We start from the raw sequence: 25061 nt of genomic DNA on the forward strand, positions 1-25061 counted from the left end.
CGTCTCGGCGATGGGATTCATCGCGTAGTTCCGATCCAAGCTCGCCCACTCGAGGCGCAGCCCGGATCGGTCCGTCTCTCCTACGAGACCAGATTTGTCCCCGAAAGTCGTTGCCCTGCCGCGTTTCTCGAGGTCAGCTCCGGAAGTCGGGGGCCTCGCCGAGGCGTTTCCAGTAGTACATGGAGCCAGTCAGCCCGCCGTGGGGCTTGTAGGCGTAGTCGGGGATGATGCCGGCCAGGTTGTATCCGACGGCCTCGTAGAGCCGGGAGGCGCCATCCTCGGCGGCCGTGTCCAGCATGAGCATGGTGCGGCCCCGCTCGACGGCGAGCCGCTCGGCCTCCCGCAGCAGGGCCTTCGCGATGCCCCGGCCCCGGTGGCTCACGCGGGTCATCATCTTGCCGATCTCCGCCCGGTGCGGCTGATTGGGCGGGGTATTGAGCAGGAGCGAGACCGTCGCGACGAGTTGGTCGCCGTCATAAGCCCCGAGGATAATCCGCTCGCCCCGCTCGGCCGCCGCCAGCGAGCCTCGCCAGAACTCCGAGGCCGTCTCCAGGTCCAGCGGATGCATGAAATGCACCGAGCCCCCGTGCGCCACCACCTCGACGAGGATCTCGCCCAGGGCCTTGCACACTTCGGGCGAGGAACTCAGCGGCTCGATTCGGATCATGGATTCACGGCTCCCGGCGGGACAGCAACGTGGCGCGAGGCAATCCGCTCGCTTCATCCTCGTAGAGAAGCGAGGGCGAGGAAAGTTCGGCCCGCCAGCTCGGCCATCACTTGCGGTAAGCGATGGCGAACTGGCGGCTGAAGGGGCAGAGCACGCGCCCATCTGGCTGGCGAGGATATAAGCGCTCGATCTCGATCAGAAGCTCATCGAGGAAGCGTTCTTGATCGGCGGACGACTCGAGCCGGTCGAGGAAAGGTCGCAGGCCCGTCCCCTTGTACCACTCGATGATACCGGACGGGCCATCCATGACGTGCAGGTACTCGGTGGTCCAGAGGTCGATGCGAATGGCCGAGGGCGCGAGCAGGTCGTAGTAGAACGGCAAGGGGTGGAAGTTCCACTCGCGGACGGGCTCTGTGAAGTAGGAACGCCATCCGGGCGAGGCTGCCAGGTCTCGCATGCAGACATGAGCCGGCGCATCGAAGTTAGAGGGCACTTGCCACGCCAGGGCTCCTCCCGGCGCGACCTGGTCGAAGAGCCGCGGGATCAGGTGCTCGTGATCCGAGGGCCAGTGGAGCGCGGCGTTGGAGAAGACGAGCTCCACCGGCTCGTCCGCGACCCACGACGTGATGTCGGTCTTTTGCCAGCGGACGTTCGGGAGCCTTTCGCGGGCGGCGGCGAGCATCGCCTCTGAACTGTCGACACCGGTCACGATCGCATCGGGCCAACGCTTGAGCAGGACTTCGGCGCTGTTACCGGGTCCGCACCCAAGATCCACGATGCGGCGAGGGGAATCCAAGGTGATGCGAGCAACAAGGTCGCGACAAGCCTGCGTGCGCTCCTCACCGAATTTCAGATACAGCGAGGGATCCCAGCTCGGCATGATCCAATCCCGAAACGATGGCCCGTCGATTGAGGAATCGCCAAACCCAACGACGGGCAACCCCACGAATGAGAAGCAAGGCCGCTTGCCCATCGATGCACGCCACGATTGTATGCGGGACCGCTGGGAAATGCCTCGACAAAACAGGGGGCGACCAGTCTTACACGAGGCTGTCCATCTTGCTCGATTGGCGTTTGGACTCGTGGAGATCCCGCACCGTCTTCGCCAGGTTGAGCGTCGAGCCGACCGTGAAGAGCAGGCCCATGCCGAGGAAGGCCTGGATCCAGTGGTCGACCGGCAGGTACGCGATGCCGACCCCGGTCGTTCCCACCGAGACCGCGAACGAGGCCCACGTCTGGAAAACCCAGGCCGGGCTGTGGATGTCCATCTTCTCCTGGAATTGCGACATGACCGTCCCCCACCCTTCACTTCGGCGGTTGCAAGTGATTCGAGGGCCGACGCATGTGCCGACCCCTCGTCACCCACTTCATGCACGAACGCCGAGGGATCGTGCCAGGGGACTCACCGATCTCGAAGGTTCCAGACACCCATCGGCCCGGAAGGCGGGCCGGAGATCGAGGCCGGCAGATGGCCTCAACGCGAGCGGGGCGATGTGGAAAAGCCTGGCCCCAGCAACGCGAAATCCCCGGCAGGCCTGGGGCCTGCCGGGGATTGTTTCTTCAGGCCGGCTTCTGAAGCCGAAAAACCTGCGTGTAGGAAGGGAGAGCGAGGTGGGGTCGTGCGAGGCTACCCGCTCTCCCCTTGGCGGTTGGATGGTTCAACGCGAGGTTGAATCGGCCGTCGCCTGTAGGGTGGTTCGTGGTGAAACTCAAGCCATTCGCTTGAAGGTTTCTTTGATCGCTTGGGATTCAGAAGGATTTCAAAGTGTTTCTTAAAGTCGTCCATTTGTCTCGAACGCTTTGTATACAGAGCAACTGGAGTGCCAGAAGGCCACAAGCCCAATCCAACATTCCCGATGATTCACCCGTTAATCCCTGACCAGACTGGAATTAGGGAAAATCCCCAAGCTCTCCAAACTCCTGTTCACGCAAGCTGAATTCGCAATCTTTGCATGGAAAATCACGATATACCGACCAGGAAGCGTGCAGATTCCGCCTAGAAACCAAGCATCAAGATTGCGCAGCAGGGTAGAGCTCAAAGATTGAGGATCGCGTGGAGGTGGTAGCGACCGCCAATTGGCGCACGGAGTGGAGGCCTCAAAGTGACAATCGGAACCTTCGAGGTCCAAGGCTGAAGTGAGCGGCTTTGATTCGAAAAATGATCGTTCTGTCGAGCGATAACATTACATGGCACGATCCCGACTACTATAGCTATCAATTTGCAATTTCCAGGATTGTTAGACCACGATTTTGATCTGCATCGACTGGGAGACTTGCGTAAACTGCAAAAAGGTCGCATGCTGGAATTGTCAGGAGCAGCTATTGCTTCGGATTAAAATATTCCCCCATAGCTAAGTCTCCACCCTTGAATCGGGCGACACCGATGCTAAAGACGTATAACCTCGCGTTGCTCATGGTCTTACTGACATCGCTGTTCAACCAGATGGCGACGCGGATTATCGGATACGAAACGTCGATCGTGTTGTTCACGGGGTCGGTGGCCGTCTCAGCCCGGTATGGGGGGTTCAAGCCGGGGCTATTTGCCCTGGCACTGGCCGCGTTGATGAGCTCGCTCCCGACCTCGAACCTCCCGGGTTCGCCCCCCGCCGAGCTGGCCGACAACCCGTTTCTCATGGTCGTCTTCTTCCTGCAAGGGCTCCTGATCTGCTCCCTGATCGGCTCGCTCCACACCCAGAACCAACGCCGCGCCCGGTTGGCGCTCGAGCGGGGGCCCCGAGGACGCACGACAAGCCCCCAGGCCACCGAGGAGCGGTATCGCCGGTTGGTGGAGGCGGTCGAGGACTATGCTATCTTCATGCTCAGCCCCGACGGTCGGATCACGAGCTGGAACTCGGGGGCGGAGCGGATCATCGGCTATCGCGAGGAGGAGATCCTCGACCACCACGTCTCCCGGCTCTATTCCGAGAAGGACATCCGCCGTCGCAAGCCCGACCTCGAATTGCAGAAGGCCGTGCAGGCGGGGCGCTGCGAGGAAGAGGGCTGGCGCGTCCGCAAGAACGGCGACAAGTTCTGGGCGAACGTCATCATCACGCCCCTCTACGACGGCCTCTCCTTCACCGGCTTCGCCAAGATCACCCGCGACATCACCAAGCGGAAGCGGGCCGAGGCGAAGCTCATCTACCAGGGGACGCACGACGCCCTCACGGGCCTCCCCAACCGCACCCAGCTCATGCAGGCGCTGGAGGAGAACCTCGAGACGAACCTGGCCGACGAAGGGGGCTTCGCCCTGCTGCTGCTGGACCTCGACGGCTTCAAGCAGATCAACGACACCTATGGTCACCTCTTCGGCGACGCCGTTTTGCAGCAATTGCGCCCCTTGCTGCTGGGGGCGGTGCGGAAGTCGGATACCGTCGCCCGCCTGGGGGGCGATGAGTTCGGGATCCTCCTGGCTAAGGCCGACAGGCAGTCCGCCATCGCCGTGGCCGATCGGATCCTGAGCGGCCTCGCCCAGCCGATCGTGGTCGAAGGCCAGGCCCTCCAGGTCGGCGGCAGCATCGGGATCTCCCTGCATCCCGAGCATGGCCTCGACGTCGCCACGCTCCTGGACCGCGCCGACATGGCGATGTATGCGGCGAAGCGGGGGCGGCTCGGCAAGGTCATCGGCGACATCGACTCCGCCGAGCACACCCCCTGCCTCCTGAAGCTGTCGGCCGACCCCGAGGCTCCCAATCCGCCGGCTCGTCGCCCCGAGGTCCGTCTCAAACGCTCGATCCTGTAATCGAGCCGATCAGGAGGCGTAGCTTCGGAGGGCAGGGGCCTTCAATTCCGAGCCTTGCGCCGGGAGTTCGCCCGGCCTGAGGCTCGGCCGGCCGACCATCGCGTCGAACGAGCCGAACAACGAGCGCGCGATCGCCCACGCCCAGATGGCAACCCCCGCGATCGCGGCGAGGACCAGGAACGCGACGACCCGCGCCCCGAGGAATCGCAGGCCAGTCCCGCCGATCGGCGGGAAGCCCCGGCCATCGGCAACGGCGCGGATGTCCTCGTAGGTGAAAAGCGAGGCCATGACGAAGATCAGGGGGGCGAACGTCATGGCGAAGATCAGGACGAGGGACGTCGCGCCCGCCAGGGGCCGGATGAGCGGGGTTGGCCCCGACGTCTCCCGGTTCCAGTAGAGGGCGGTGCCGACGCCGATCATCCCATAAAGCGGGGCCGACACCCCCAGCCAGGCGACCGTCGCGACGAACCCCAGGGGATGGACCGCCCCCGAGGCCAGGCCGAGCGTCCAGAGAACCAGGAGCTGGATCAGGGGTTCGCGACTCCTCCGGAGGATCCCGAGCACCTTGCCCCGGACGATCTCCAGGCCGGTCAATGGGGTCGCGAGCAGGCCGAGCCAGGTCTCTCGCCGCCGCTCCCTGGCCACGGCCTCGACGCCGGCCGAGAAGATGGCGAGCAGGAGCCCCATCGCGAGCACCGCCGTGAACTGGCGGAGGGCCAGGTTGAACTCGAGCCTGGCCTGTCCCGGCTCCGCCTCGGTCCCGTTGCGCACGACCAGGTGCTCGACGATCACCCGCGCGAACGGGTTCACCGCGGGCATCCGGAACGCCTCGGCCGACGGGCCATAGCCGCGCACGGACAACTCGACGAAGGCCGGGGCGGCGAACCAGTAGGTCCCGACCGCGAGCATCAGGCCCGCCAGCAAGTGGCCCAGGTGCCCCGCAACCCGCCCCGGGCGGCTTCTCCTCGCCAGGGCATAGACCTCGTTCCAGTAAACGGGATCAACCCCGCAAGGACGGCGGCGCGGGATCGGCCGGTTCGCCGCCCGGAGCGCCGCGAGGAACCCCCGACGTCCCTCGACGTCGTACAGGGCTCGCGAGGCCCGACGGAGCCTCCTGATCGCCAAGGACGCGAGCGCCACGCCGACGACGACCTGCAACAGGGCCATCCGGAAGACGGCCTCGGTCAGCCCCCAGGGCCTCGGCACGACACCGAGCAACTTGCCCAGCAAGGCGAGCGGACCGCTGTCGACCGCCCAGAGGATCGGCTCGACCACCCAGGCGGGGAGCGGCGGCAAGAGCAGGGCGCGGACCTGCAGGAGCACGATCGGGAGGACGAACCATCCATAGAGGAGCCCGACCCCCATCCGCGCCGCGTTCGTCGCCGTCCTCGACTCGACCGAGGCGACCGCCGACAACGCCGCCACTCCCAGGGTCGTGGACGCCACACCCAGGCCGGCCAGGAGTACGAGCCTCGCGTCGATCCCGCCGCCATGGATCATCCAGACGACGAAGGGGATCGCCACCGCCATCCCGTTCAGGAGACGGAAGAGGCTCGCCGCCATGATCCCGAGGACGATCTGGGCGCTCGACAGTCGCGTGGTCAGGAGCGCGTCCAGGGTCTTCTTGTCGCGCTCGGCGGCGATCGTGCCCACCTTGGTCATGACGAACCCGGCCGAGAGCATCGCCTGCATCGCGACGATCAGGCCGAACGTGAAGCGGGAGAAAGACGCGGCCCCGAGGACCGACCCCCGATCCCAGCCCTTCCAGTCCCAGAACAGGAGGCAGCCTCCCAGCGTCGCCCCCAGCGCAAGCGCCACCGTCATCCGATCCCGGAAGAGGTCGCCCCGCCGCAGGAGCCCCTGGAACTCTCGCCTCGTGAATAACCCGACGGACATCGGCAACGGCCTCCCGATCCTACGACTTCTGTAGGACGAGAAACCATTAGATACCCAAACCCTTCGCCTGGCAACGGGTGGGGGATCAGTTGGCGGCCAGGGGCCTCGCGCAGGACTTGATCGCATCGATCCAGGCCGACCGCCCGTAGACGACGAGGCGATACTCCTTACCGGCCTTCGTCGTGATCGCGATGGCGTTCGGCATGATGGGGATCAGGTTCAGCAGTTGGGCCCAGCACTCCTGGACGTCGGCGATTTCGGGCAACTCGATGACGGTCGAGCCGTAGTTGATGTCGTAGACGTTCGACTCGAAGATCAGGCGCTCGTTGGTCAGGGCGAGCTTGCCTCCGACGATCTCCCAGCCGCGCTGGATGTTCGCAACCTCGAACTTCTGGAGCGATTCGCCCTCGTGCAATGCGGTCAACATCGGGTACGCCTCCACTGCGGGATGATGACGGATGGCCGCCCGGGCCGGAACTTCAAACCGGCCGGATTCGACCTCGACACAAGGTCTATCCGGAACGGTGAGCGGGCCGGACAGATCTCTCCCGAAAAATGGAGGCGACCACTCAACCCATCATCCGATCCCCTTCGCCCTGGCGAGCCGCTCGTAGAGGCCCGCGAACTGATTGATCATGGAATCGAGCCGGAACTCGGCATCGACGCGGGCCCGGCCGGCGGCGCCGAGGCGTTGGGCGAGGGTCGGGTCTTCGACGAGTTTGCGGATCGCCCTGGCGAGGGAAGGGTGGTCGGAGAGGGGGACGAGGATCCCGGTCTCGTCGTGGACGACCACCTCGGTCGTTCCCGGGGCCGCCGTGGCGATCACGGGCTTTCCGAACTGCATGGCCTCCAGGACGACGTTGGGCAGGCCCTCGTAGAGGCTGGGCAGCACGAGGATGTCGGAGGCGGCGAGGAGCCGGGGCACGTCCTCGCGGTGGCCGAGGAACCGCACGGCCTCTCCGAGCCGGAAGGCCCTCGCGGTGCTCTCGAGCTGTTCCCTGAGCGGGCCGTCGCCGACGATGATCGTCCGCAGGTCGGGCCGGACGTGCTGGAGCAGGTCGAGGGCCGAGAGGAGATCCGCCACCCCTTTCTGCGGCGCGAGCCGACCGGCGAAGAGGAGCAGGGGGCATCCTTCGGGGAACCCGAACTCCCGACGCACCTCCGCGGGGTCGACGGCGGGAGGCTCGACGGGCTCGATGCCCGAGAAGATCATCTCGAGGCGATCGGACGGGATCCCGGCCTCTCGGTAGAAGTCGACGACGGCGTGCGAGTTGCCCACCACCTTATCCGTCCAGCGCGCGAGGTAGCGGTCGAAGGCGAGGTTCCCCTGGCCCTTCCAGAGGTCGACCGCCATCTCGGCCGTCACGACGACCGGGACCCCCGCTGCCTTCGCGGCGATCCGCCCATAGGTGTTGGCGGCGAAGATCCAGGTCTGCACGACATCGAAGCGCCTGGATTTGAGGAAACGGATGAGTCTCAGGAGGGCGGGGGGGTCGACCTTGAGCCTCTTGCCGATGGCCGTGATCGGGATCCCCGCCGCGCGGAGCTCGTACTCGAGCGGGCCGAGCCGGGTCAGGGTCGCGACCTCGACCCGAAACCGCTCGCGAGGCAGCCCCTTGGCCAGCAGGACCATCTGCTTTTCCGCACCCGATCGGTCGAGAGTCGGGATCAGTTGCAGGACATTCAGCACGGGAAAGAGCCCCAGGGCGGCGACGTTGAACGGGCCATTTGCCAATCAATACCGAAGGAATCAAGGTCCATCTCAGGCCGGGTACACCCTCTGCGGCCCCGCTTCAAGACGCCACCTTGCGGCGAGCCAGGCTGCGGAAGAGCTCCAGGTGCCTCCGCGCCACGGCCGCGATCGAGTAGGCGTCGCTCACGTGCCGACGCGCGGCCTTCCCCATCTCGATGGCCGCGTCATAGCCGGCCCACTGCTCGAGGATCGCCCCGGCGAGGGCCCCCGGCGCATCGGGCTCGACGAGCCGGCCTCGCTCGATGTCGGGGATCAGCCGCAGGTTCCCCGGGATCGAAGTCGCGACCAGCGGGATGGCCAGCGCCATCGCCTCCAGCAAGGCGATGCTCATCCCTTCCTCGCGGGAGGGCAGAACAAAGAGGTCGGACTCGCGGAGGATTGCGCCGGGATCGTCGGAGGAACCGGGCATCCGCACCGAGACGCCGAGACCGAGCCGAGCCACCTGAGCCTCGAGGTTCGGCCGCTCGGGGCCTTCGCCCACCAGGGTCAGGACGGCCAGGGGGTATCGGGCGAGGACGGCCGGCCAGGCGTCGACCAGGGTGTCGAGCCCCTTCTCGGGCGCGAGCCGGCCGACGTACGCGGCGCGTGGGGCCTCGGCCCAATCGGCCCGGGGGGTCCAGGCCGCCTCGGGGATGGGGACGCCGTTGGGCAGCTCGTGGATCCGGTTCGGGTCGTAGCCGGCGACGAGCAGCTCGTCGGTGATCGCCCGGGAGATCGAGACGATGGCGTCGGCCTCGCGACAGCGCCTGCCGATCGTCCTGCCGAACCGGCCCCAGCCTTGCCAGGCGAGATCTCCCGTGGCCCCCGCACCCTCGGGGCGCAGGACGACCGGGAATCGCAGGCGCCTGCCGGCGGCGACCGCGACGAACGCGTCGTGCTTGAGCATCGACACGTATGCCAGATCGACAGGGTTGCGGGCAAACCATCCGTGCAACTGACGCATATAAAGCCAGGTGCCCACGAATCGAACCGGAGAGGTCTCGAGCCGCTCGACCCGGAGCGAGCCGTTCGGCACGGGGACCGTCTCCGAAGGGGGCAGGCCCGGGGCCCTCGCGGTCAAGACGGTGACGGCGGCCCCTTCGGCCGCCAGGGCGGGGGCCAGGTAGCTCAGGACTTTCTCGGCCCCGCCGATCAACGGGGGATAGCGCCGGGAGACCAGGGCCAGCCTCATTCGGCCTCGGGGCCGCTCGACGGCAGGACCGCAATATGGGGGATGTGGCGGTAGTCGTCGTTGTAGTCGAGCCCGTAGCCGACCACGAAGGCGTCGGGGATCTCGAAGCCGCAGTAGTCCGGCTCGAGGTGGACCTCCTGCCGGCCGATCTTGCGGAGCAGGACGGCCGACTTGATGCTCAACGCGCCTCGCTCCGACATCCAGTTCATCAAGGTCCCCAGCGTGTGCCCCGTGTCGAGGATGTCGTCGAGGAGCAGGACGTCGCGCCCCGCGACCTCGGGCAGGAACGACTCGTTGATCGTCAGCGTCCCGGCGACGGTGGTCTCGCCCCGGTAGCTGCTCGCCTGCAGGAGCGCGACCCGCAACGGGAGCTGGATCTGGCGGATGAGGTCGGACAGGAAGATCAGGCTGCCGGTCAGCACCGCGACGATCGTCAGCGATTTGCCCTGGTAGTCGGCCTCGATCTGCCGACCGAGTTCGCGGACGCGTTCGAGGATCTCGGCTTCTTTGATCAGGATTTCCACGGTGAGGGTTTCCCGACGGGTCGCGGGCCAAAGGAAAATGGCCGGCGACCAAACCCTTGGTCGTCGGCGATTCGATCTCGGTACTCGTGCCCCATCATCTCCTAACGGCCCGAGCACTGCCAAGTGGTCGGCACGTTTGGCGAGATCATCGCGTCAGGAAAAGAGGGGGAAGTCCGGAGGGCTTTTCGCCCGCAGAGCCTCGAGATCACTCGCCGAACCGTGAGGGCAGAAAGCCCGCCCGTGGCGGGCGATCGCAACCGACCTCTCCCCGGCTCGAGGCAGGCGGGCGCCGCGATAGACGGCGCCGGGATTGCCTTTCATCAGGGGAGGAGCGTCCGGATCGATCCGGGCGGCCGATCGCATCGATCCCGATCAGGAAACCTTGAGCCGCGACTTGCGGACGGCACGGACGCGGACCAGTCCCAGGCCCGCGAGGATCGACCACGTCAGGACCGACATCGGCTCGGGCGTGTTGACCGGCGTCGGATTCGTGTTCGGGTCGCTCGGCACCGACGGTGGGTCGGTCGGCGGCGGCGTGGAAGGGCCCGTCGGCGCGGGCTGGTCCCTGGTGATCGTGACGCCGGGCGTCAGCGAGACCAGGTCGGGGGGCGTCGACAGCGCACCGTCGATGCTCAAGGTGAAGTGGAGGACGCCGCCGGGCTCCAGGCCGCCGTTATTGAACGCCAGGCCGAAGAGCTGCTGGTCGGGGGTCGCACCCGTATCCTTGAGCCCGACGAGCAGTTGGCTCTGGTCGAAGCCGTGGGAGTCGGACAGAATCGACAGGGGATTGCTGTTCGGGTTCGACGACGACGAAGGGGGCACGATGACCCCGCCCGTCGGCACGACATTGGCAATGACCTGCGGCGACGGCGAATTCGGGTCCGGGTCCGGCAGACCGCCGGGGGCGGTCAGGGTGTAGGACGCGGTCGAGATGGTATCGGCGCGAAGCAACGAGGTCGAATTCGAGAGGGCCAACGCGGCTGCGACAACAGCCGGGAAACATAGGCGACGCCGCATCACGACAAGTTCCTCCATGAACGGAGTCCGCGGACCGTTAATTACGTGTGCCTCGAGCGGAGGCGCGTTGCACCGGGCCGGTCGAACCGGAGCGAAGTTGCTCCCCGAGTCGCGCACAGCAGACGCTACATCCGTTGCAGCGTGTGTCGCCCTGCGGGAGAGTGAGGCCGTCTTGTCAACCCTGGCGCCACCGTGTGAGGTGTCGATTCAAAAGTGGGGCAAATCAAAGGAGACGTCGGTTTACGCGGGTTATCGGGCCGACGGGCGGATTGTGCTACCGATCGCCGAAAGGGTCAAGCCGACTCTCTCCGAATTCCTCGTGAGATTTTCCATAATCCCTCAAGTTTACAAGGTTCGATCCGAAGTCGATCGTCCTTGCCCAGGTTCGCGGCGTGTTCCGGGCCTGCCCAGCTTCAATTCTGGAGGCAATCCATCCTTTCAAACGGGCGACCGAATAAACGCGAGACTGTGAGCGTCTCCCCTATTCAGGTGAGTCTATGCCTGAGGTGGCCCCCGGCGTGTTGACGCCAGACGAGACATTGGTGGATCTCGCCCGTCAGGGAGACGGCTCCGCATGCGAGGAGCTTTTCTACCGACATCGGGTGGTTGCCTACCGCGTCGCTTACCGCTTGCTCGGGCACGAGCAGGATGCGCAAGACGCCATGCAGGATGGCTTGCTCAAGGCCGTGACCCACTTGCGAGACTTCGACGGCCGGAGCGGGTTCAGGACATGGTTGCTCCGCATCGTGACCAACGCCGCGCTCGACTCGGGCCGGAAGCGAAGCCGGAGGCCGACCCAGCCCCTGACCTCGGCGGAAGGGGAGTCCAACGGCTCGGAGCCGACGGCCCTGGATGACCCGTCCCGCGGGTTGCACCAGCAGGACCTCAGGCGCCGGCTCGACGCGGCCCTGAACCGACTGAGCGAGACGACCCGGACCACGTTCATCCTGTTCGCCGAGGCCGAACTCAGTTATAAAGAGATTGCCGAAATTCAGGATATCCCGATCGGTACCGTGATGAGCCGGCTCCATTCGGCCAGGCAGAAGCTCCAATCGTACCTGGATCTCGACGACATCGAAGGATTTTGAACCCCGAGAAGCGCGTGTGGAAGTGGACCCGCGAGCGTCGTGAAGAAGTAGCAAGCGGTCGCTCCGCCCAGGATTCGGGGAGGTGTCTCATGCGTTGCGTCGACCTGATTCGCGAACTTTCGACCCCGACCGGCGCCCTCGAGCCGTCGGCCATCGGCGAGCATCTCGCCCGCTGCGCCGAGTGCGCGGCCTGGGCCGAGAGGGACGCCCGCCTGACCCGAGCCTGGGAGGCGACACGCCCCCCCGTGCTCTCGGACCAGGCCTGGGACCAGATCTGGGCGAAGGTCTCCGAAGGGCGTGAAGCGGCCGCGCCGCTGGCCCTGGTCGGACAGGCCGAGTCGGCCCCCGCCTCGCGGAAAATCTCGAGGCCCGGGCGCTGGACCCTCGCCTTCGTGCTCGCGCAGGCCGCGGCACTCCTGATCGCCTCGGTCGTGCTGCTGGGCCGCGGCCAGGCGGCGCCCTTGCGTCAGGTCGAGATCGAGCAGGAGCAGATCGTGATCATCCCGCTCGACGGCAAGCGGCAGCTCCGCGACGTCGCCCTGAACGACGACCCGAACGGCCTGACGCCCGACTACGCCATGCTCAATTACTTCGAGTCGATCGCGGAATGAGACCCAAGGTCCCGCACCATCTCGCGTCCCGACGATGGCTGCTGGTGCGACTCGTCGCCGGCCTGCTCGCGCTCGGCTTCAGCCTTTCGAATCCCGCCGGGGCCTTCGCGCAGCAGGCGCAACGACGGCCTGGGCGTCAGGTCACGATCTTCGGGATCGTCGCCACGCCCAATAACACGGCGATCGACCCCAAGCTGAAGGCGATCGCCCCGCAACTCCGCGAGCTCCTGCCCAATCACGGGTTCCGCCTCCTGGACGTGAAGACCAAGCGGCTCGTGGCGGGGCAGGCGGTGACGTGCGACCTCGGGAACGGGGCCTCGGCCTCGACCACCCTGATCCGCCCGATCGACGACGACGGCAAGGTCCAGCTCCGTTGCGACCTCGTGGTCAACGACGTGAATCAGAATGCCACGCTCGTCAACACCCCCCCCAACCAGCTCTTCTTCTGCGACAAGGTGCTCGACGACGGCTCTCGCCTGCTGATCGGCATCGGCGCCCGCTGAACGAGCCGACATACCTCCTCGCCTCAACACCCCGCGGCACCTCATCGTGCCCTCGCGGCCCGCTCGTGTTGCGCGCCGGCCTTTGAAAAAAAGAACGGCCGCCGAGCGTCGCTTACGAACCCCGCCGAACGAGGCTCCGCGTACGAGTCGGCGACCGCCTGCGAAATCCAGTCGGAGGACTCGGCTGGAGGGCCTGGCCGGGAAGACCCGACCCTCTCGTTGTTCGGCCTCGACGGATGTCGCAGTGAATTTTCAAGATCTGTCGAGAGGCCTTGATTCCTTGGCCTCCCGGTCCTGGCTCGTCTGACCGTCCCTGGAGACGAGCTCTATTCCGGGACCCGTGCCCTCTTGCCTTCCCTGGCGGGCATCGGCCTCCATCCGACATAGGCTAAATCGGTCACATCCCCAACCCGACTGTAACCATTCTTGCGCAATGCCGAGAAATCGGTCTTCCGTTCATTTCAACATTTGACAGATCAAACCGAAGCCCCACCCATTCCGGCCTCTTACTATTCCGAAACAATTCGTTGATTCGCCGAATTGGGGGCCACAACACCCCGCCCACTCCCCCTATTTCACCCCAATTTACTCGAAAACTGGCCGCCCCTGCATTGCCGCAAATCTCTTATTAAACACGAGTTAGGACCCAATGTTCCCATAAAACCACACAGTATCACCCATTGACTAAGTCATATTGTCATGACCTTAGACATGGCCGAGAATCCGCTTGAGAAATTTGAGAAAGAACTTCGACAGACTATGAGTTCACCGGGCCAATCGCGGGCAGACTACGATCACGAGCGAAGTCGGTCGCCTCTTTGGCATGACGAACAGTAAATTTTTTTATAAGTGCTAGCAAGGAGCTTCGATGAATCGCAGGATAACCCTTTTTGGTTTCGGGCTTTGCAGCCTCTTCGCGCTGATGAACACCCCGGCCCACGCCACACCGTTGCCGCCCTCGTCGACGGTCATCCCCGACGCTCAGACCAACCCGCTCACCGAACCGGGCGCCACGTTGCTCGATTCGATCACCGGCAACTACGAGATGAAGGCCGGGACCGAAGTCCTGGATTCGGGCGTCTACAAGACCTGGGTTGTCCGCGAAGCTTCGGGCACGATCGACTTCCTCTACCAGTTCACGACCGACTCGAGCAGCCAGACGGCCATCGAGCACCTCACGATGTACCGGTTCGCCGGCTTCACCACGAACGTCGGCTACGTCGCCAACACCGGCGCCGATGGGTCGACCCCCGCGAACATCGTCCCCGACTCGGCGAACCGGATCAGCAGCGGTTCGGTCCTCGCCTTCAACTTCGACGCCGCGAACGCGGTGCCGGCGGGCATGACCTCGAACATCCTGATCATCCGGACCAACGCGGTCTCGTACACGAGCGGCCTGCTCTCGATCGCCGACGGTGCGACGACCACGGTGCCGGCCTTCGCCCCCGGGATCGTGCCGGAGCCGTCGGCCCTCGCCCTGACCGCCATCGGCGGCCTCGGCCTGATCGGCTACTCGCGACGTCGGTCCCGGGCCAAGGCCTGAGATCGAAGTCGGTCCTGCTGAACATCGACGCCCCGCGCGTCCTCGAAAGGCCTGGTCGTTGGACCAGGCCTTTTTTCGTTTCCAGGCCCGGCGTGCGTGCGACGTCGGCGCCGGTCCTTCGTCGACGACGCGGTGTCGTTGAGGAAGTCCCCGAGCGATCTCGTTATACTTCTGGGGAGAGCGAGGAGCGATCGGACGCCGGCTGACGAGGCGAGGCTCGACCCAACAGCCCCTGGTTTCTGCGTCCGAGACGCCCGATCAAGTTCCCCCAAAGGATCGGCCCGGGCCGGTTTCGGGCCGGCGTGTTGCCGGGCCCAGCCAGGAATCCCGGCCGATCGACCCGCACGGGGCGGCCGTTCGCGGCCGGCCAGAGACGTCGCCATGGCTCGACGCGCATCGTCATCACCGTCTCGGAGACGGCCCCGGGCTGCCCGGCCGGTTCGCGACCGATCCTCCCGCAAGTGGCTCTGGTGGCTGGCCCCGCCGATCGGGGGGCTCCTCGTCCTGGCGCTGGCCTCCTGGCTCCTCTCGCCCGAGGATCCCCAGCGCCTCCGGGACCGGGCCGAGGCGGCCTCGAGGGCAGGGGACTGGAAGTCGGCCCGGCGAGACTGGCGGCTCGTGAACGAGACGACCCTGGCCAGGGCCCGGACCCACCTCGCCGAGGCCAGGGCCTGCCTGGCGGCTCGACCAGGCCGGGCAGGCCGAGCGTGCCCTGCGCCTGGCGATCGCGGCCGACCCCTCGGATCCGGAGCCCTGGCGGCTCCTCCTGGAACTGCTCCGGGTCGAGGATCGCCCCGACGAGGCCCAGACCCTCGGCTGGGAGGGCTATGCGGCCGTCCCCGCGTCCGCCAGGCGGGGGCTGCTCCGCGACCTGAGCCTCGCGCTGCTGGCCGACCTCCCCGAGGACCTCGCGCGCTCGATGCTCGACCGCTGGACGGCCGCCGACCAGGACGACAGCCATGCGCAGGTCGCCCGGCTCAAGCGGATGGCGTCGATGCCCCGGTCGGGCGACCCGGATCGCGCCGGCCAGATCGAGATCCTGGCCTCGCTCCTGGAGCGGGAGCCGAAGAACCTCGTCACGCGCGAGGCCCTGATTTCCGCACTGGCGGAAGCCGGCGAGCCGGACCGCGGCCGGCAACTGCTCGAGGCCTGGCCGGCCGAATCGCGCGACTCGGCCCTGTACGCAAGGCTCCGAGGGCGCTGGGACCTCGACTTCGACCGCAACCCCGAGCACGCCCTCGCCGAGTTCGACCGGGTCCTGACCACAACGCCCCACGACTGGAAGACGCATTACCGCCGGGCCAGGGCCCTCCAGAAGCTCGGCCGAGTACCCGAGGCCAGGCAGGCCGCGGAGACCATGAGCCGGCTCCGCGAGCGGCTCGACCCGGCCGTCCTGGGCCCTCGGCTCGGTTCGGATCTCGCCCGACTGACCGACCCCAAGGCCCTCGCCGACCTCGCCGAGCTCTGCTCCCAGGCCAACCTCGGCCGATTGGCCGAGGCCTGGCGCAAGGAGGCCGCCGCGCCCCCCTCGGAACCGCAATCGGAGAATGCGAACGCGGCCCGGGGAGTCCTCGACCTGCCGCTGGCCCCTTCAGGTGCGCCCCGTCCTCGCTGACGACTCGATCCCCCAACGCCAAGGGCCCGTCGAACACGTCCCGGATGGGGACGACTTCGGCGGGCCCGGCATTGATCACGAAACGAAGGTCAGGCCTCGGCGGCGCTCGCGCTCTGGAGGGCGACATCTCGGTCGACCCTGGCGCGACCGATCCCCTGGTAGACGAACCCTTGCGCGGCCATCTTGGCGGGGTTGTAGAGGTTGCGGCCGTCGAAGATGACCGGGCTGCGGAGCAGTCGGATCATGACGTCGAAGTCCGGGTTCCGGAACTCGTTCCACTCGGTCACGATCGCCAGGGCGTCGGCCTGCTCGAGCGCCCCGTACGGGCGGTCGCAGTAGATGATCTTGTCGCCATAGATCTCGCGGACGTTGGGGATGGCCTCGGGGTCATGGACCCGGATCGAGACCCCGGCCTTGAGCAGGGCGTCGATCAGGACCAGCGAGGGCGCCTCGCGGATGTCGTCGGTCCTGGGCTTGAAGGCCAGGCCCCAGATCGCGACCGTCTTGCCCTTGGCCTCGTCGCCGAAGTGCCCGAGGATCTTGTGGACGAGCACATCCTTCTGGGCCTCATTGACGATGTCGACCGACTCCATCATCCGCGCGGGCAGGCCGCGCGACTGCGCCATGTGGATCACGGCGCGGATGTCCTTCGGGAAGCACGAGCCGCCGTAGCCGACGCCCGGGAAGAGGAAGCTGAAGCCGATCCGCTGGTCGTGGCCGATGCCGCGACGCACCTCGTTGATGTCGGCGTTGAACGCCTCGCAGAGGTTCGCCATCTCGTTGATGAAGCTGATCTTCGTGGCCAGCAGGCAGTTGGCCACGTACTTGGTCATCTCCGCGCTCTCGGGGGTCATGACCAGGAACGGGCGGTCGGTGCGGAGGAAGGGCCCGTACAGCTCGCGGAGCCGCTCGCCGACCTCGGGTCGACGGACGCCCACCACCACGCGGTCCGGCTTGTTGAAGTCGTCGATCGCCGCCCCTTCCTTGAGGAACTCGGGGTTGTTGGCGACGTCGAACGGGATGTCGGTCACGGCGGCCATCCGGCGGGCCAGCTCGGCGTTGGTGCCGACCGGGACGGTGCTCTTGATGACGATGATCTTGGGCCCGTCGAGGGACCTGGCGATCTGCTCGCCGACCGCCCAGACGCCGCGGAGGTCGGCGCCACCGTCGTCGCCCTGGGGCGTCCCCACCGCGATGAAGACGATATCCGACTCGATCACGGCCGTGGCGAGATCCGTGGTGAAGCGGAGCCGGCCGTCGCGGAAATTGCGGTGGACCAGCTCGGACAGGCCCGGCTCGTAGATCGGGATGATCCCCTGCTCGAGCTTCGTGATCTTGTCCTCGACCTTATCCACGCAGATGACGTCGTTGCCGCTTTCGGCGAAACACGTGCCCGAGACCAGACCAACATAGCCCGTACCGATGACGGCGATTTTCACGTCGAGGTTCCTTCAACGGAGATGCCGAGGGTGCTGTGTACCGCTCAATCCAACATGACGACCGACTGCGGCCTGGACGTTGTCACATGTCGATTGCCAGCAGGTGTGAATAAGCGGCGAGACGGCTCACAAACACCCTGATAACGCCAAGTTCGGCGACCGAGACCCTTCCTGAGTCGAGACATTATGGGGATTCATCCCGAGACCTGGCAAGCCGAGACGCCGAACGGGCAATCGCCAACATCCGCACAAACGGAATCGAAGAACCGCCTTAAGGAGACTATAGGACACTCAATTGGGAGAACCGGCCGCCTCCTCGAGCTTCTCCCGAAATCTCGAGAGGACGGCTTCGGCCCCCACCGTCGTCCACAACTCGAGCCAGTACGGCTCGGCAAGATCCGCCAGCAAGCGTCGCCGGACGGCTGGATCTCCAACTCGTTCAAGCACCTGCGGTCGGATCTCGCTCAAGAAGGCTGCCAACTCCACCACCTCGGGCCCGATCGCCGAGGCCGCCTTATCTCGCAGCTTCGCCGCAAGCGCCGGGCTCGCCCCCGACGTTGACGCCGTCACGGTGACGAGGCCTTCCCTCCAAATGGCCGGGATCCTGAAGTCACCCAGGTCGGGATCGCTCGCGGTATTGACCCATATCCCCGCCGCACGGGCATCGGCCACGACCTGCCGGTTGACCGGAGCCGGGCCCGCCGCCAGGACGAGGCTCACGCCCCGGAGGTGCTCGGCGGAGTAGGGCTCGGCCAGGATCTCGGCCCCCTCGACGGGATCCCGGCCGGCGGGGTCGGGGTCCACGACGATCACGCGCGCACCGGTCCCGATCAAGCCCTCGGCCTTGCGCCGGCCGACATTTCCCAGCCCGACGACGAGGACGGTCTTCCCCCTCAGGTCGAGCTCGATCGGGTAGCCGGACATGGCAAGCCCCTCCCGGTCACGACTCCTTGACGTTCTTCGGGGACGGGACGACCGGGCAGAAGCGGAGCAGGGTCTCGCTGGCGTTCTGAGCGAACCCGAGCGACTCGGCGAGCCCCTGAGAGGCTTCGTTCGAGGAAGCGGTCGTCCAGATCGGGAACTTGCCCCGCTCGGAGACGACGTGCGTCAGCAGGGCCGAGGCGACCGCCTTGCCGAGGCCGAGTCCCCGGTATTTGGGCACGGTCGAGACGGCGATGGCGTCGAACCGGTCGGTCTGGCTGTAGATCCAGGCCAGGGCGATGAAGCTCCCTTGGTAGTCCACGGCGAAGGCCGCGCCATGCTTGATCAGCTCGGCGAACGAGTTCCAGGCGAAGAGCGCCCAGGGGGGGGTCGCCTCCGATTTGCGGAAGGCCTCGAAATCGTCCGCGACGAGGCGTCTCGCGACGACGGGGGGGATCGGCGACGACTCGGCCTGGGGCTGCCAGGTCAGGGTCAGGATCTCGGAGCGCTCGATCGGCTTGAACCGCCGGCCGACGGCCTCTCGCCATTCCGGAGGCCCGAGGAGGGCGACGGTCCGTCCCGCCCTTCGCGAGAGCCAGCTCAGGGCCGGCTCCGGATCCCCCGCGCCGAAGGCGTCGATCTGGCCGTCCCCCTCGCGGATCAGGAGGACCGAATGCGGGGCACGAGCGTCGTCGCCCCAGATCCCGCGGCGATGGTGGCCGAGGGCGTGATAGAGGTCGAGCACCCCCGGCCTTTTCGGCTCCCCCAGCCAGGACCGAACGTAACGAGCCGAGGCGGAATCGAGGAGGACCATGCGTGGCTCGCCCCCAGCTTCATCCTGACGGGTAGTATGTCGCGAGAGGCGATGGCCCGGGCGTCCCGTCTGGGAGCTGCCCCGGCCGCCTCGCCCCAATCGGGTTCCACCATAACCCGCGCCCGAGGTGCGAAACAACCGGCAAGGCACCGGGCCCCTGGAATCGATCGCAACGACTCCAGGGGCCCGGAAGTGGGGGAGCGCAAGGGGGTAGGCCGACGCGAGCCGGCCTCAACGCTTCGCCGGGACCGACAGCAGGTCCTGGATCGCGTGGACCTCGAGCGGCCCCTTGCGGAGTCGTTCCAGGGCCTCGACCGCCGCGCGGGCTCCGGCGATGGTCGTAATACAGGGGACGCCGTGGCTCACGGCCGAGGCCCGGATCCGGCCCTCGTCGGTCCTCGCCCCCTTGCCGCTCGGCGTGTTGACGATCAGGGCGATCGAGCCGTTGGCCAGGTGGTCGAGCAGGTTCGGCCGCCCCTCGCGGATCTTGCGGACCACGCTCACCTTGATCCCCTCGGCGGTCAGCGCGTCGGCGGTGCCCGAGGTGCACATCAGGTCGTAGCCGAGGGCGGCGAGCTTCGACGCGATCGGCACGACGGCCTTCCGGTCGCGAGCGGCGACGCTGACGAACACGGTCCCCTTATCCGGCAACCGGATCATGGCGCCGAGCTGGCTCTTGGCGAAGGCCGCGGCGAAGTCGGAGGCGATCCCCATCACCTCGCCGGTCGACCGCATCTCGGGCCCGAGGACGATGTCGACCCCCGGGAACTTGGCGAACGGGAAGACCGACTCCTTCACAGAGACGAACGTCGGAACCGGGTCCTCGGTGATCTGCTGATCCTCGAGCGTACGCCCGACCATGATCCTGGCCGCCGCCTTGGCGAGGTTGAGCCCCGTCGCCTTCGAGGCAAACGGCACGGTGCGCGAGGCCCGCGGGTTGACCTCCAGCACGTAGACCTCGCCATCCTTGACGGCGAATTGGATGTTCATCAGGCCGCGCACGGTGAGGGCCTCGGCCAGGGCACGAGCCTGGCGGCGAAGCTCGGCCTCGACGCTCGCCGGGATGCTGAACGGCGGGATGGCACAGGCCGAGTCGCCCGAGTGGATGCCGGCCTCCTCGATGTGCTCCATCACCGCGGCGACCACGGTGCGCTCGCCGTCGCTGACGGCGTCGACGTCCACTTCCTGGGCGTCCTCGAGGAACTTGTCGATCAGGACCGGGTGCCCCGCGCTGACCTCCACGGCCTCGGCCATGTACCGGGCCAGGCTCGGCTCGTCGTAGACGATCTCCATCGCCCGGCCGCCGAGGACGAAGCTCGGCCGCACGACGACGGGATAGCCGACGGCCTCGGCGACCCGGCGGGCCTCCTCGACCCGCATCACCGTGGCGCTCGGCGGCTGGCGGAGCTCCAGGCGGTCGATCACCGCCTTGAAACGCTCGCGGTCCTCGGCCAGGTCGATGCTCTCCGGGCTCGTCCCCAGGATCGGCACCCCGGCCGCCTCCAGGGCCCTGGCGAGGTTCAGCGGAGTCTGCCCGCCGAACTGCACGATGACCCCCAGCGGCTTGACCCGCTCGCAGACGTTGAGGACGTCCTCGACGGTCAACGGCTCGAAGAAGAGGCGGTCCGAGGTGTCGTAGTCGGTGCTCACCGTCTCCGGGTTCGAGTTGACCATCACGACCTCGAAGCCGTCTTCCCTGAGGGCGAAGGCGGCCTGGCAGCAGCAGTAGTCGAACTCGATCCCCTGGCCGATCCGGTTCGGGCCGCCGCCGAGGATGACCACGCGGGGTTTGTCGCCGACCCGGGCCTCGTCCTCCCACTCATAGGTCGAGTAGTAGTACGGGGTCGTCGCCGCGAACTCGGCCGCGCAGGTGTCCACGAGCTTGAAGACGGCCACGATCCCCCGGCGGGTCCGCTCCCGACGCACCTCGGCCTCGGTCACGTCCCAGAGGAAGGAGAGCTGGCGGTCGCTGAACCCGTCGCGCTTCGCCCTGCGGAGCAAGTCGTCGCTCACCCGCTCGAGCGACTCGACCTGGCGAAGCTCCCCTTCGAGCGTGACCAGTTCGGCGATGTTGACCAGGAACCAGGGGTCGATCCCCGAGAGGATCCCGATGCGCTCGAGCGACATCCCCGCGAGCATCGCGTAGCGGAGGTACCAGAGCCGCTCGGCGTTGGGCGTGGCGAGCTTCCCTTCGATCTCATCGATGGTCGGCTCATTCTCGGTCTTGTACCGATCCTTGACGTCGCATCCGAGGCCGAAACGCCCCACCTCGAGCCCGCGGAGGGCCTTCTGGAGCGACTCGCGGAAGGTCCGGCCGATCGCCATGACCTCGCCCACCGACTTCATCTGGGTGGTGAGGACGGCGTCGGCCTCGGGGAACTTCTCGAACGCCCAGCGCGGGACCTTGGTCACCACGTAGTCGATCGACGGCTCGAAGCAGGCGCAGGTCTCGCCCGTGATGTCATTCCGGATCTCGTCGAGCCTGAACCCGACGGCCAGCTTCGCGGCGATCTTGGCGATCGGGAAGCCGGTCGCCTTGCTCGCCAGGGCGCTCGAGCGGCTCACGCGCGGGTTCATCTCGATGACCACCATCCGGCCCGTCTTGGGGTCGGTGGCGAACTGGACGTTCGAGCCGCCTGTGGCCACGCCGATCTCGCGCAAAATGGCGAGGGCGGCGTTGCGGAGCCGCTGGTATTCCTTGTCCGTGAGGGTCTGCGCCGGGGCGACCGTGACGCTGTCGCCGGTGTGGACGCCCATCGGGTCGAGGTTCTCGATCGAGCAGACGATGACGGCGTTGTCGGCGCCGTCTCGCATCACCTCGAGCTCGTATTCCTTCCAGCCCGAGAGGCACTCCTCGACCAGGACCGAGCCGACCGGGCTCAGCTCGACGGCGTAGGCCGCCATCTTGTCGAATTCCTCGCGGTTGTACGCGATGCCGCCCCCGGAGCCCCCCATCGTGAAGCTCGGACGGAGGACGCAGGGGAGGCCGATCTCGTCCCGGATCGTCCGGGCCTCCTCCAGCCCGTGGGCCAGGCCGCTGCGTGCGCTCTCGAGGCCGATCTTCTCCATGCAGCGTTTGAACAGCTCGCGATCCTCGGCCTTGCGGATCGCCTCGGCGCTCGCCCCGATGAGCTGGCAGCCGTACTTCTCGAGCACGCCGTTGTCGTGCAGGGCGAGCCCGACGTTGAGCCCCGTCTGGCCGCCGAGGGTCGGAAGCAGGGCGTCGGGACGCTCGGCGATGATGATCCGCTCCACGAACTCGGGTGTGATCGGCTCGATGTAGGTCCGATCGGCCATGTCCGGGTCGGTCATGATGGTGGCCGGGTTGGAGTTGACCAACACCACCTCGTAACCTTCTTCGCGCAAGGCCTTGCACGCTTGCGTGCCCGAGTAGTCGAACTCGCAGGCCTGGCCGATGACGATAGGGCCGGCGCCGATGATGAGGATCTTCTTGATATCAGTACGTTTAGGCACGGCAAGTCTCTTTCGCTCTCACTCAGACCATCGCCCGGTCAATCGCTCGGCGCGCGTCGGGCCGCGCCGACTCCGATGTTGGAGACGCGCGGCCCGAAAATTCCCAAGATTTTAGCAGCTTTCGGCAAGGCGGGACAAGGGCACCTATGAGACAACGCGAATCATTGCAAATCGCGACATTTCCCGCCAACAACCATACAATCCCGCTCCAAACCCAGATTCGCCGAAAATCCCGAGAAATCCAAGAATGGATTGAGGCCTCGAGCCACACTCCGGTATTTGCCCTAATTCCTTCGACCTCAACATAGTTTCGCAGCAACGGATCGAGCACGGACGGCCTCGAGTCGGGCAGGGGCCCGCCCTGATTTCCGAGACCGACGCCGCCAGGAACTTGACAGGGATCCTCCGGCTTCATAAATTCTCATCATGAATTGAGATTGAATCTCAGTTGCAAAACTCAAGATTGTGCCCATCCGATCTGGTCCATCGGAGGGTGCGTCACCGCGGAAAGCCTCACGAAATGTCCCCGGCATCGGATCTCCATTCTGCTTCCAGCCTCCTCGCGACGGCCCGCTTGGCGGCCGCACGGCCCACGTCGGGTCTTCTCGCAAAGACCCGACGCCTAACCCCCGCCTCCTGAGGTCTTCCACCCGGGAGCCGGGGCCTCGCTGCCCGAGGTCCCATCCCCGCGATGGTCCGCAATATTGCCAGGACGGGTCGCCAGGCACGGCAATGTCCGCGACTTCGGCCCCGCCAACATACGACCGAGCACTAGTCCGGCTTCGGTCCTTCCCCCTCCCCCCCACTGTTCAATGCAGAAGGACTGATTTCTCATGCTTTCGCAACGCTTTGAATCTCAGTCGCAACGACGTGCCGGGTTCACGCTGATCGAGCTGCTGGTGGTGATCGCGATCATCGCCGTCTTGATCGCCCTCTTGCTCCCGGCCGTGCAGTCGGCCCGGGAGGCCGCCCGCCGCATCCAGTGTACGAACAACATGAAGCAGCTCGGCCTGGCCCTGCAGAACTACCACGACACCAACGGGTCGTTCCCGCCCGCGGTGCAGGGGGGCATGAGCCAGGTGTACATGAATTACACCGGCTACAGCTTCATCCTGCCCTATATCGAACAGGTCGCGGCCTACAACACGTTCAACTTCAACCTGAACCAGGCGGGCTCGCCGCCGTACTTCGGCTGGGCCGTGCCGGGCAATAGCACCGGCTTCTCGCTCCAGTTCGCAGCCTTCCTCTGCCCATCGAACCGGGCTATGGGCGAAGTGGGCGCGACGGTCGGCTCGGGCGCCTCGGCGTACACCCTGGAGGCCGGCAAGGTCGCGGTGACCGACTACGTCTTCAACGCCGGCGCGAACCGCTACGCCGTCCCAGGATACGGCGAGTCGAACCTGATCGGCCCGATCAGCTTCAACTCGGCGACCCGGATCGCCGAGATCAGCGACGGCACCAGCAATACCTTCATCATGGCCGAGGCGGCCGGCGGCAACGCCCGCAACAAGCTCCGAGCGGTGGGCGAAGGGATGGGCCGCGTCTGCGTCCCCCTGAGCCCCGGCCTGCCCGTCGCCCCGACGGCGACCGTCTACTACGACAACATCATGTTCATGGCCTACGGCCGCTCCCGGACCTGGGGCTCCGACAAGCGGATCATCGGCGGCCTGGTGGGCCGGACCGTGGACAAGAGCGGCTACCCGTATCCCCCCAACGACTGCGGCATCGACTCCATCACCGACGTCTATGACAACCCGCCCGGCCTGCCCGCTCCCGAGGGCCAGCAGTTGCCCAACTTCCGGTCGGCCCACCCCGGCCTGATCAACGCCGTCTTCAGCGACGGCAGCGTCCGGATCATCAAGAACAGCGTGTCGATGCCCGTGTACATGGGCCTCTCGTCGATGAAGGGGGGCGAGATCCTCTCGGCCGACAGCTATTGAGCCCGGCGACTCGAAGGGGACTCTCGAACATGAACCAACGCATCATCAAGGCGGGGACGACGTCGTCCCCGCTCCTCCTTTTGGCCGCGATCGGCCTGACCTCGCTTGGCTCCGGCTGCGGCGACGACGACCGGCCCTCCAAGTTCGCCTCGCCCGTGGTCGCGCCCGACTCGGAGGCGGCGAAGAAGGCCATCGCCCAGGCCGAGAAGATGCTCAAGCTCCGCCAGGAACAGGAGGCCAAGGCCTCAAAGCGTCGTCGCCAGGCCGTGCCCGAGGAGGGCTGAGGCCCTCGACGCTGCCGACAACCGAACCCATCGCTAACGCCCGATCCGAGCCCCAGATACCG

At 66.4% G+C, this 25061-nt stretch carries 21 protein-coding genes; 8 read left to right on the top strand and 13 right to left on the bottom strand.

Features of this window, described 5'->3' with window-relative positions; all coding sequences use genetic code 11:
- Nucleotides 1-133 precede the first annotated feature (133 nt).
- From ACOYYX_RS00040 to ACOYYX_RS00050, 3 genes are all read right to left on the bottom strand, one after another.
- On the bottom strand, nucleotides 134-667 hold the full coding sequence (locus ACOYYX_RS00040; RefSeq protein WP_422927889.1) for a GNAT family N-acetyltransferase: 534 nt from the start codon (nucleotides 665-667) through the stop codon (nucleotides 134-136).
- Between the two features lie 106 nt (nucleotides 668-773).
- Nucleotides 774-1547 carry a methyltransferase domain-containing protein gene (locus ACOYYX_RS00045; RefSeq protein WP_422927890.1) on the bottom strand — a complete coding sequence of 258 codons (774 nt, stop codon included), beginning with the start codon at nucleotides 1545-1547 and terminating at the stop codon, nucleotides 774-776.
- A gap of 160 nt (nucleotides 1548-1707) precedes the next feature.
- Entirely contained in the window at nucleotides 1708-1956 is a 249-nt protein-coding gene (locus ACOYYX_RS00050) for a YiaA/YiaB family inner membrane protein (protein ID WP_422927891.1), read from the bottom strand.
- Between the two features lie 1094 nt (nucleotides 1957-3050).
- Here ACOYYX_RS00050 and ACOYYX_RS00055 point away from each other — a divergent pair.
- Nucleotides 3051-4406: a diguanylate cyclase domain-containing protein gene (locus tag ACOYYX_RS00055; RefSeq protein WP_422927892.1), complete on the top strand. Its 1356-nt coding sequence runs from the start codon at nucleotides 3051-3053 to the stop codon at nucleotides 4404-4406.
- Between the two features lie 9 nt (nucleotides 4407-4415).
- Here the strand turns inward: ACOYYX_RS00055 and ACOYYX_RS00060 are convergent, their stop codons facing one another.
- The 6 genes from ACOYYX_RS00060 to ACOYYX_RS00085 all read right to left on the bottom strand — a co-directional run bounded on the left by ACOYYX_RS00060 (nucleotide 4416) and on the right by ACOYYX_RS00085 (nucleotide 10767).
- The gene (locus tag ACOYYX_RS00060) at nucleotides 4416-6302 is read right to left on the bottom strand and encodes a hypothetical protein (RefSeq protein ID WP_422927893.1); all 1887 of its coding nucleotides are present in this window, start codon (nucleotides 6300-6302) and stop codon (nucleotides 4416-4418) included.
- Between the two features lie 85 nt (nucleotides 6303-6387).
- Complete coding sequence (locus ACOYYX_RS00065; protein ID WP_422927894.1) at nucleotides 6388-6729, bottom strand: hypothetical protein; 342 nt, start codon at nucleotides 6727-6729, stop codon at nucleotides 6388-6390.
- 150 nt (nucleotides 6730-6879) lie between these two features.
- Entirely contained in the window at nucleotides 6880-7992 is a 1113-nt protein-coding gene (locus tag ACOYYX_RS00070) for a glycosyltransferase (protein WP_422927895.1), read from the bottom strand.
- A 103-nt stretch (nucleotides 7993-8095) separates the two neighbouring features.
- Complete coding sequence (locus ACOYYX_RS00075; protein WP_422927896.1) at nucleotides 8096-9226, bottom strand: glycosyltransferase family 4 protein; 1131 nt, start codon at nucleotides 9224-9226, stop codon at nucleotides 8096-8098.
- Nucleotides 9223-9750 (bottom strand): hypoxanthine phosphoribosyltransferase, encoded by a 528-nt coding sequence (hpt, locus tag ACOYYX_RS00080; protein ID WP_422927897.1) that lies wholly within the window; start codon nucleotides 9748-9750, stop codon nucleotides 9223-9225. The genes ACOYYX_RS00075 and hpt overlap by 4 nt, the downstream gene beginning before the upstream one ends.
- Before the next feature lie 372 nt (nucleotides 9751-10122).
- Nucleotides 10123-10767 (bottom strand): hypothetical protein, encoded by a 645-nt coding sequence (locus ACOYYX_RS00085; RefSeq protein WP_422927898.1) that lies wholly within the window; start codon nucleotides 10765-10767, stop codon nucleotides 10123-10125.
- A gap of 518 nt (nucleotides 10768-11285) precedes the next feature.
- Between ACOYYX_RS00085 and ACOYYX_RS00090 the strand changes: the two genes are divergently transcribed.
- The 5 genes from ACOYYX_RS00090 (at nucleotide 11286) to ACOYYX_RS00110 (ending at nucleotide 16127) form a co-directional block, all read left to right on the top strand.
- A complete protein-coding gene (locus tag ACOYYX_RS00090) occupies nucleotides 11286-11855 on the top strand; it encodes an RNA polymerase sigma factor (RefSeq protein WP_422927899.1) in 570 nt (189 codons plus the stop codon).
- Nucleotides 11856-11944: 89 nt separating this feature from the next.
- The gene (locus ACOYYX_RS00095) at nucleotides 11945-12466 is read left to right on the top strand and encodes a hypothetical protein (protein ID WP_422927900.1); all 522 of its coding nucleotides are present in this window, start codon (nucleotides 11945-11947) and stop codon (nucleotides 12464-12466) included.
- Nucleotides 12463-12969 (top strand): hypothetical protein, encoded by a 507-nt coding sequence (locus ACOYYX_RS00100; protein WP_422927901.1) that lies wholly within the window; start codon nucleotides 12463-12465, stop codon nucleotides 12967-12969. The genes ACOYYX_RS00095 and ACOYYX_RS00100 overlap by 4 nt, the downstream gene beginning before the upstream one ends.
- 868 nt (nucleotides 12970-13837) lie before the next feature.
- On the top strand, nucleotides 13838-14512 hold the full coding sequence (locus tag ACOYYX_RS00105; protein WP_422927902.1) for a PEP-CTERM sorting domain-containing protein: 675 nt from the start codon (nucleotides 13838-13840) through the stop codon (nucleotides 14510-14512).
- Between the two features lie 919 nt (nucleotides 14513-15431).
- Nucleotides 15432-16127, top strand: coding sequence for a tetratricopeptide repeat protein (locus ACOYYX_RS00110; protein WP_422927903.1), 696 nt, complete (start codon nucleotides 15432-15434; stop codon nucleotides 16125-16127).
- A gap of 89 nt (nucleotides 16128-16216) precedes the next feature.
- On the opposite strand, the gene ACOYYX_RS00115 is transcribed toward ACOYYX_RS00110, so the two are convergent.
- From ACOYYX_RS00115 to carB, 4 genes are all read right to left on the bottom strand, one after another.
- Nucleotides 16217-17566: a UDP-glucose dehydrogenase family protein gene (locus ACOYYX_RS00115; RefSeq protein WP_422927904.1), complete on the bottom strand. Its 1350-nt coding sequence runs from the start codon at nucleotides 17564-17566 to the stop codon at nucleotides 16217-16219.
- A gap of 291 nt (nucleotides 17567-17857) precedes the next feature.
- Entirely contained in the window at nucleotides 17858-18490 is a 633-nt protein-coding gene (locus ACOYYX_RS00120) for a precorrin-2 dehydrogenase/sirohydrochlorin ferrochelatase family protein (protein ID WP_422927905.1), read from the bottom strand.
- A 16-nt stretch (nucleotides 18491-18506) separates the two neighbouring features.
- On the bottom strand, nucleotides 18507-19301 hold the full coding sequence (locus tag ACOYYX_RS00125) for a GNAT family N-acetyltransferase (protein ID WP_422927906.1): 795 nt from the start codon (nucleotides 19299-19301) through the stop codon (nucleotides 18507-18509).
- A gap of 231 nt (nucleotides 19302-19532) precedes the next feature.
- Nucleotides 19533-22775 (bottom strand): carbamoyl-phosphate synthase large subunit, encoded by a 3243-nt coding sequence (gene carB / locus ACOYYX_RS00130; protein WP_422927907.1) that lies wholly within the window; start codon nucleotides 22773-22775, stop codon nucleotides 19533-19535.
- Between the two features lie 833 nt (nucleotides 22776-23608).
- Here carB and ACOYYX_RS00135 point away from each other — a divergent pair.
- Together ACOYYX_RS00135 and ACOYYX_RS00140 are read left to right on the top strand one after the other, a co-directional pair.
- The gene (locus ACOYYX_RS00135; RefSeq protein ID WP_422927908.1) at nucleotides 23609-24715 is read left to right on the top strand and encodes a DUF1559 domain-containing protein; all 1107 of its coding nucleotides are present in this window, start codon (nucleotides 23609-23611) and stop codon (nucleotides 24713-24715) included.
- Nucleotides 24716-24744: 29 nt separating this feature from the next.
- The gene (locus ACOYYX_RS00140; RefSeq protein WP_422927909.1) at nucleotides 24745-24999 is read left to right on the top strand and encodes a hypothetical protein; all 255 of its coding nucleotides are present in this window, start codon (nucleotides 24745-24747) and stop codon (nucleotides 24997-24999) included.
- The last annotated feature ends 62 nt before the right edge of the window (nucleotides 25000-25061 follow it).

The organism is Singulisphaera chitinilytica (assembly GCF_049331405.1).
GTDB lineage: Bacteria > Planctomycetota > Planctomycetia > Isosphaerales > Isosphaeraceae > PoT.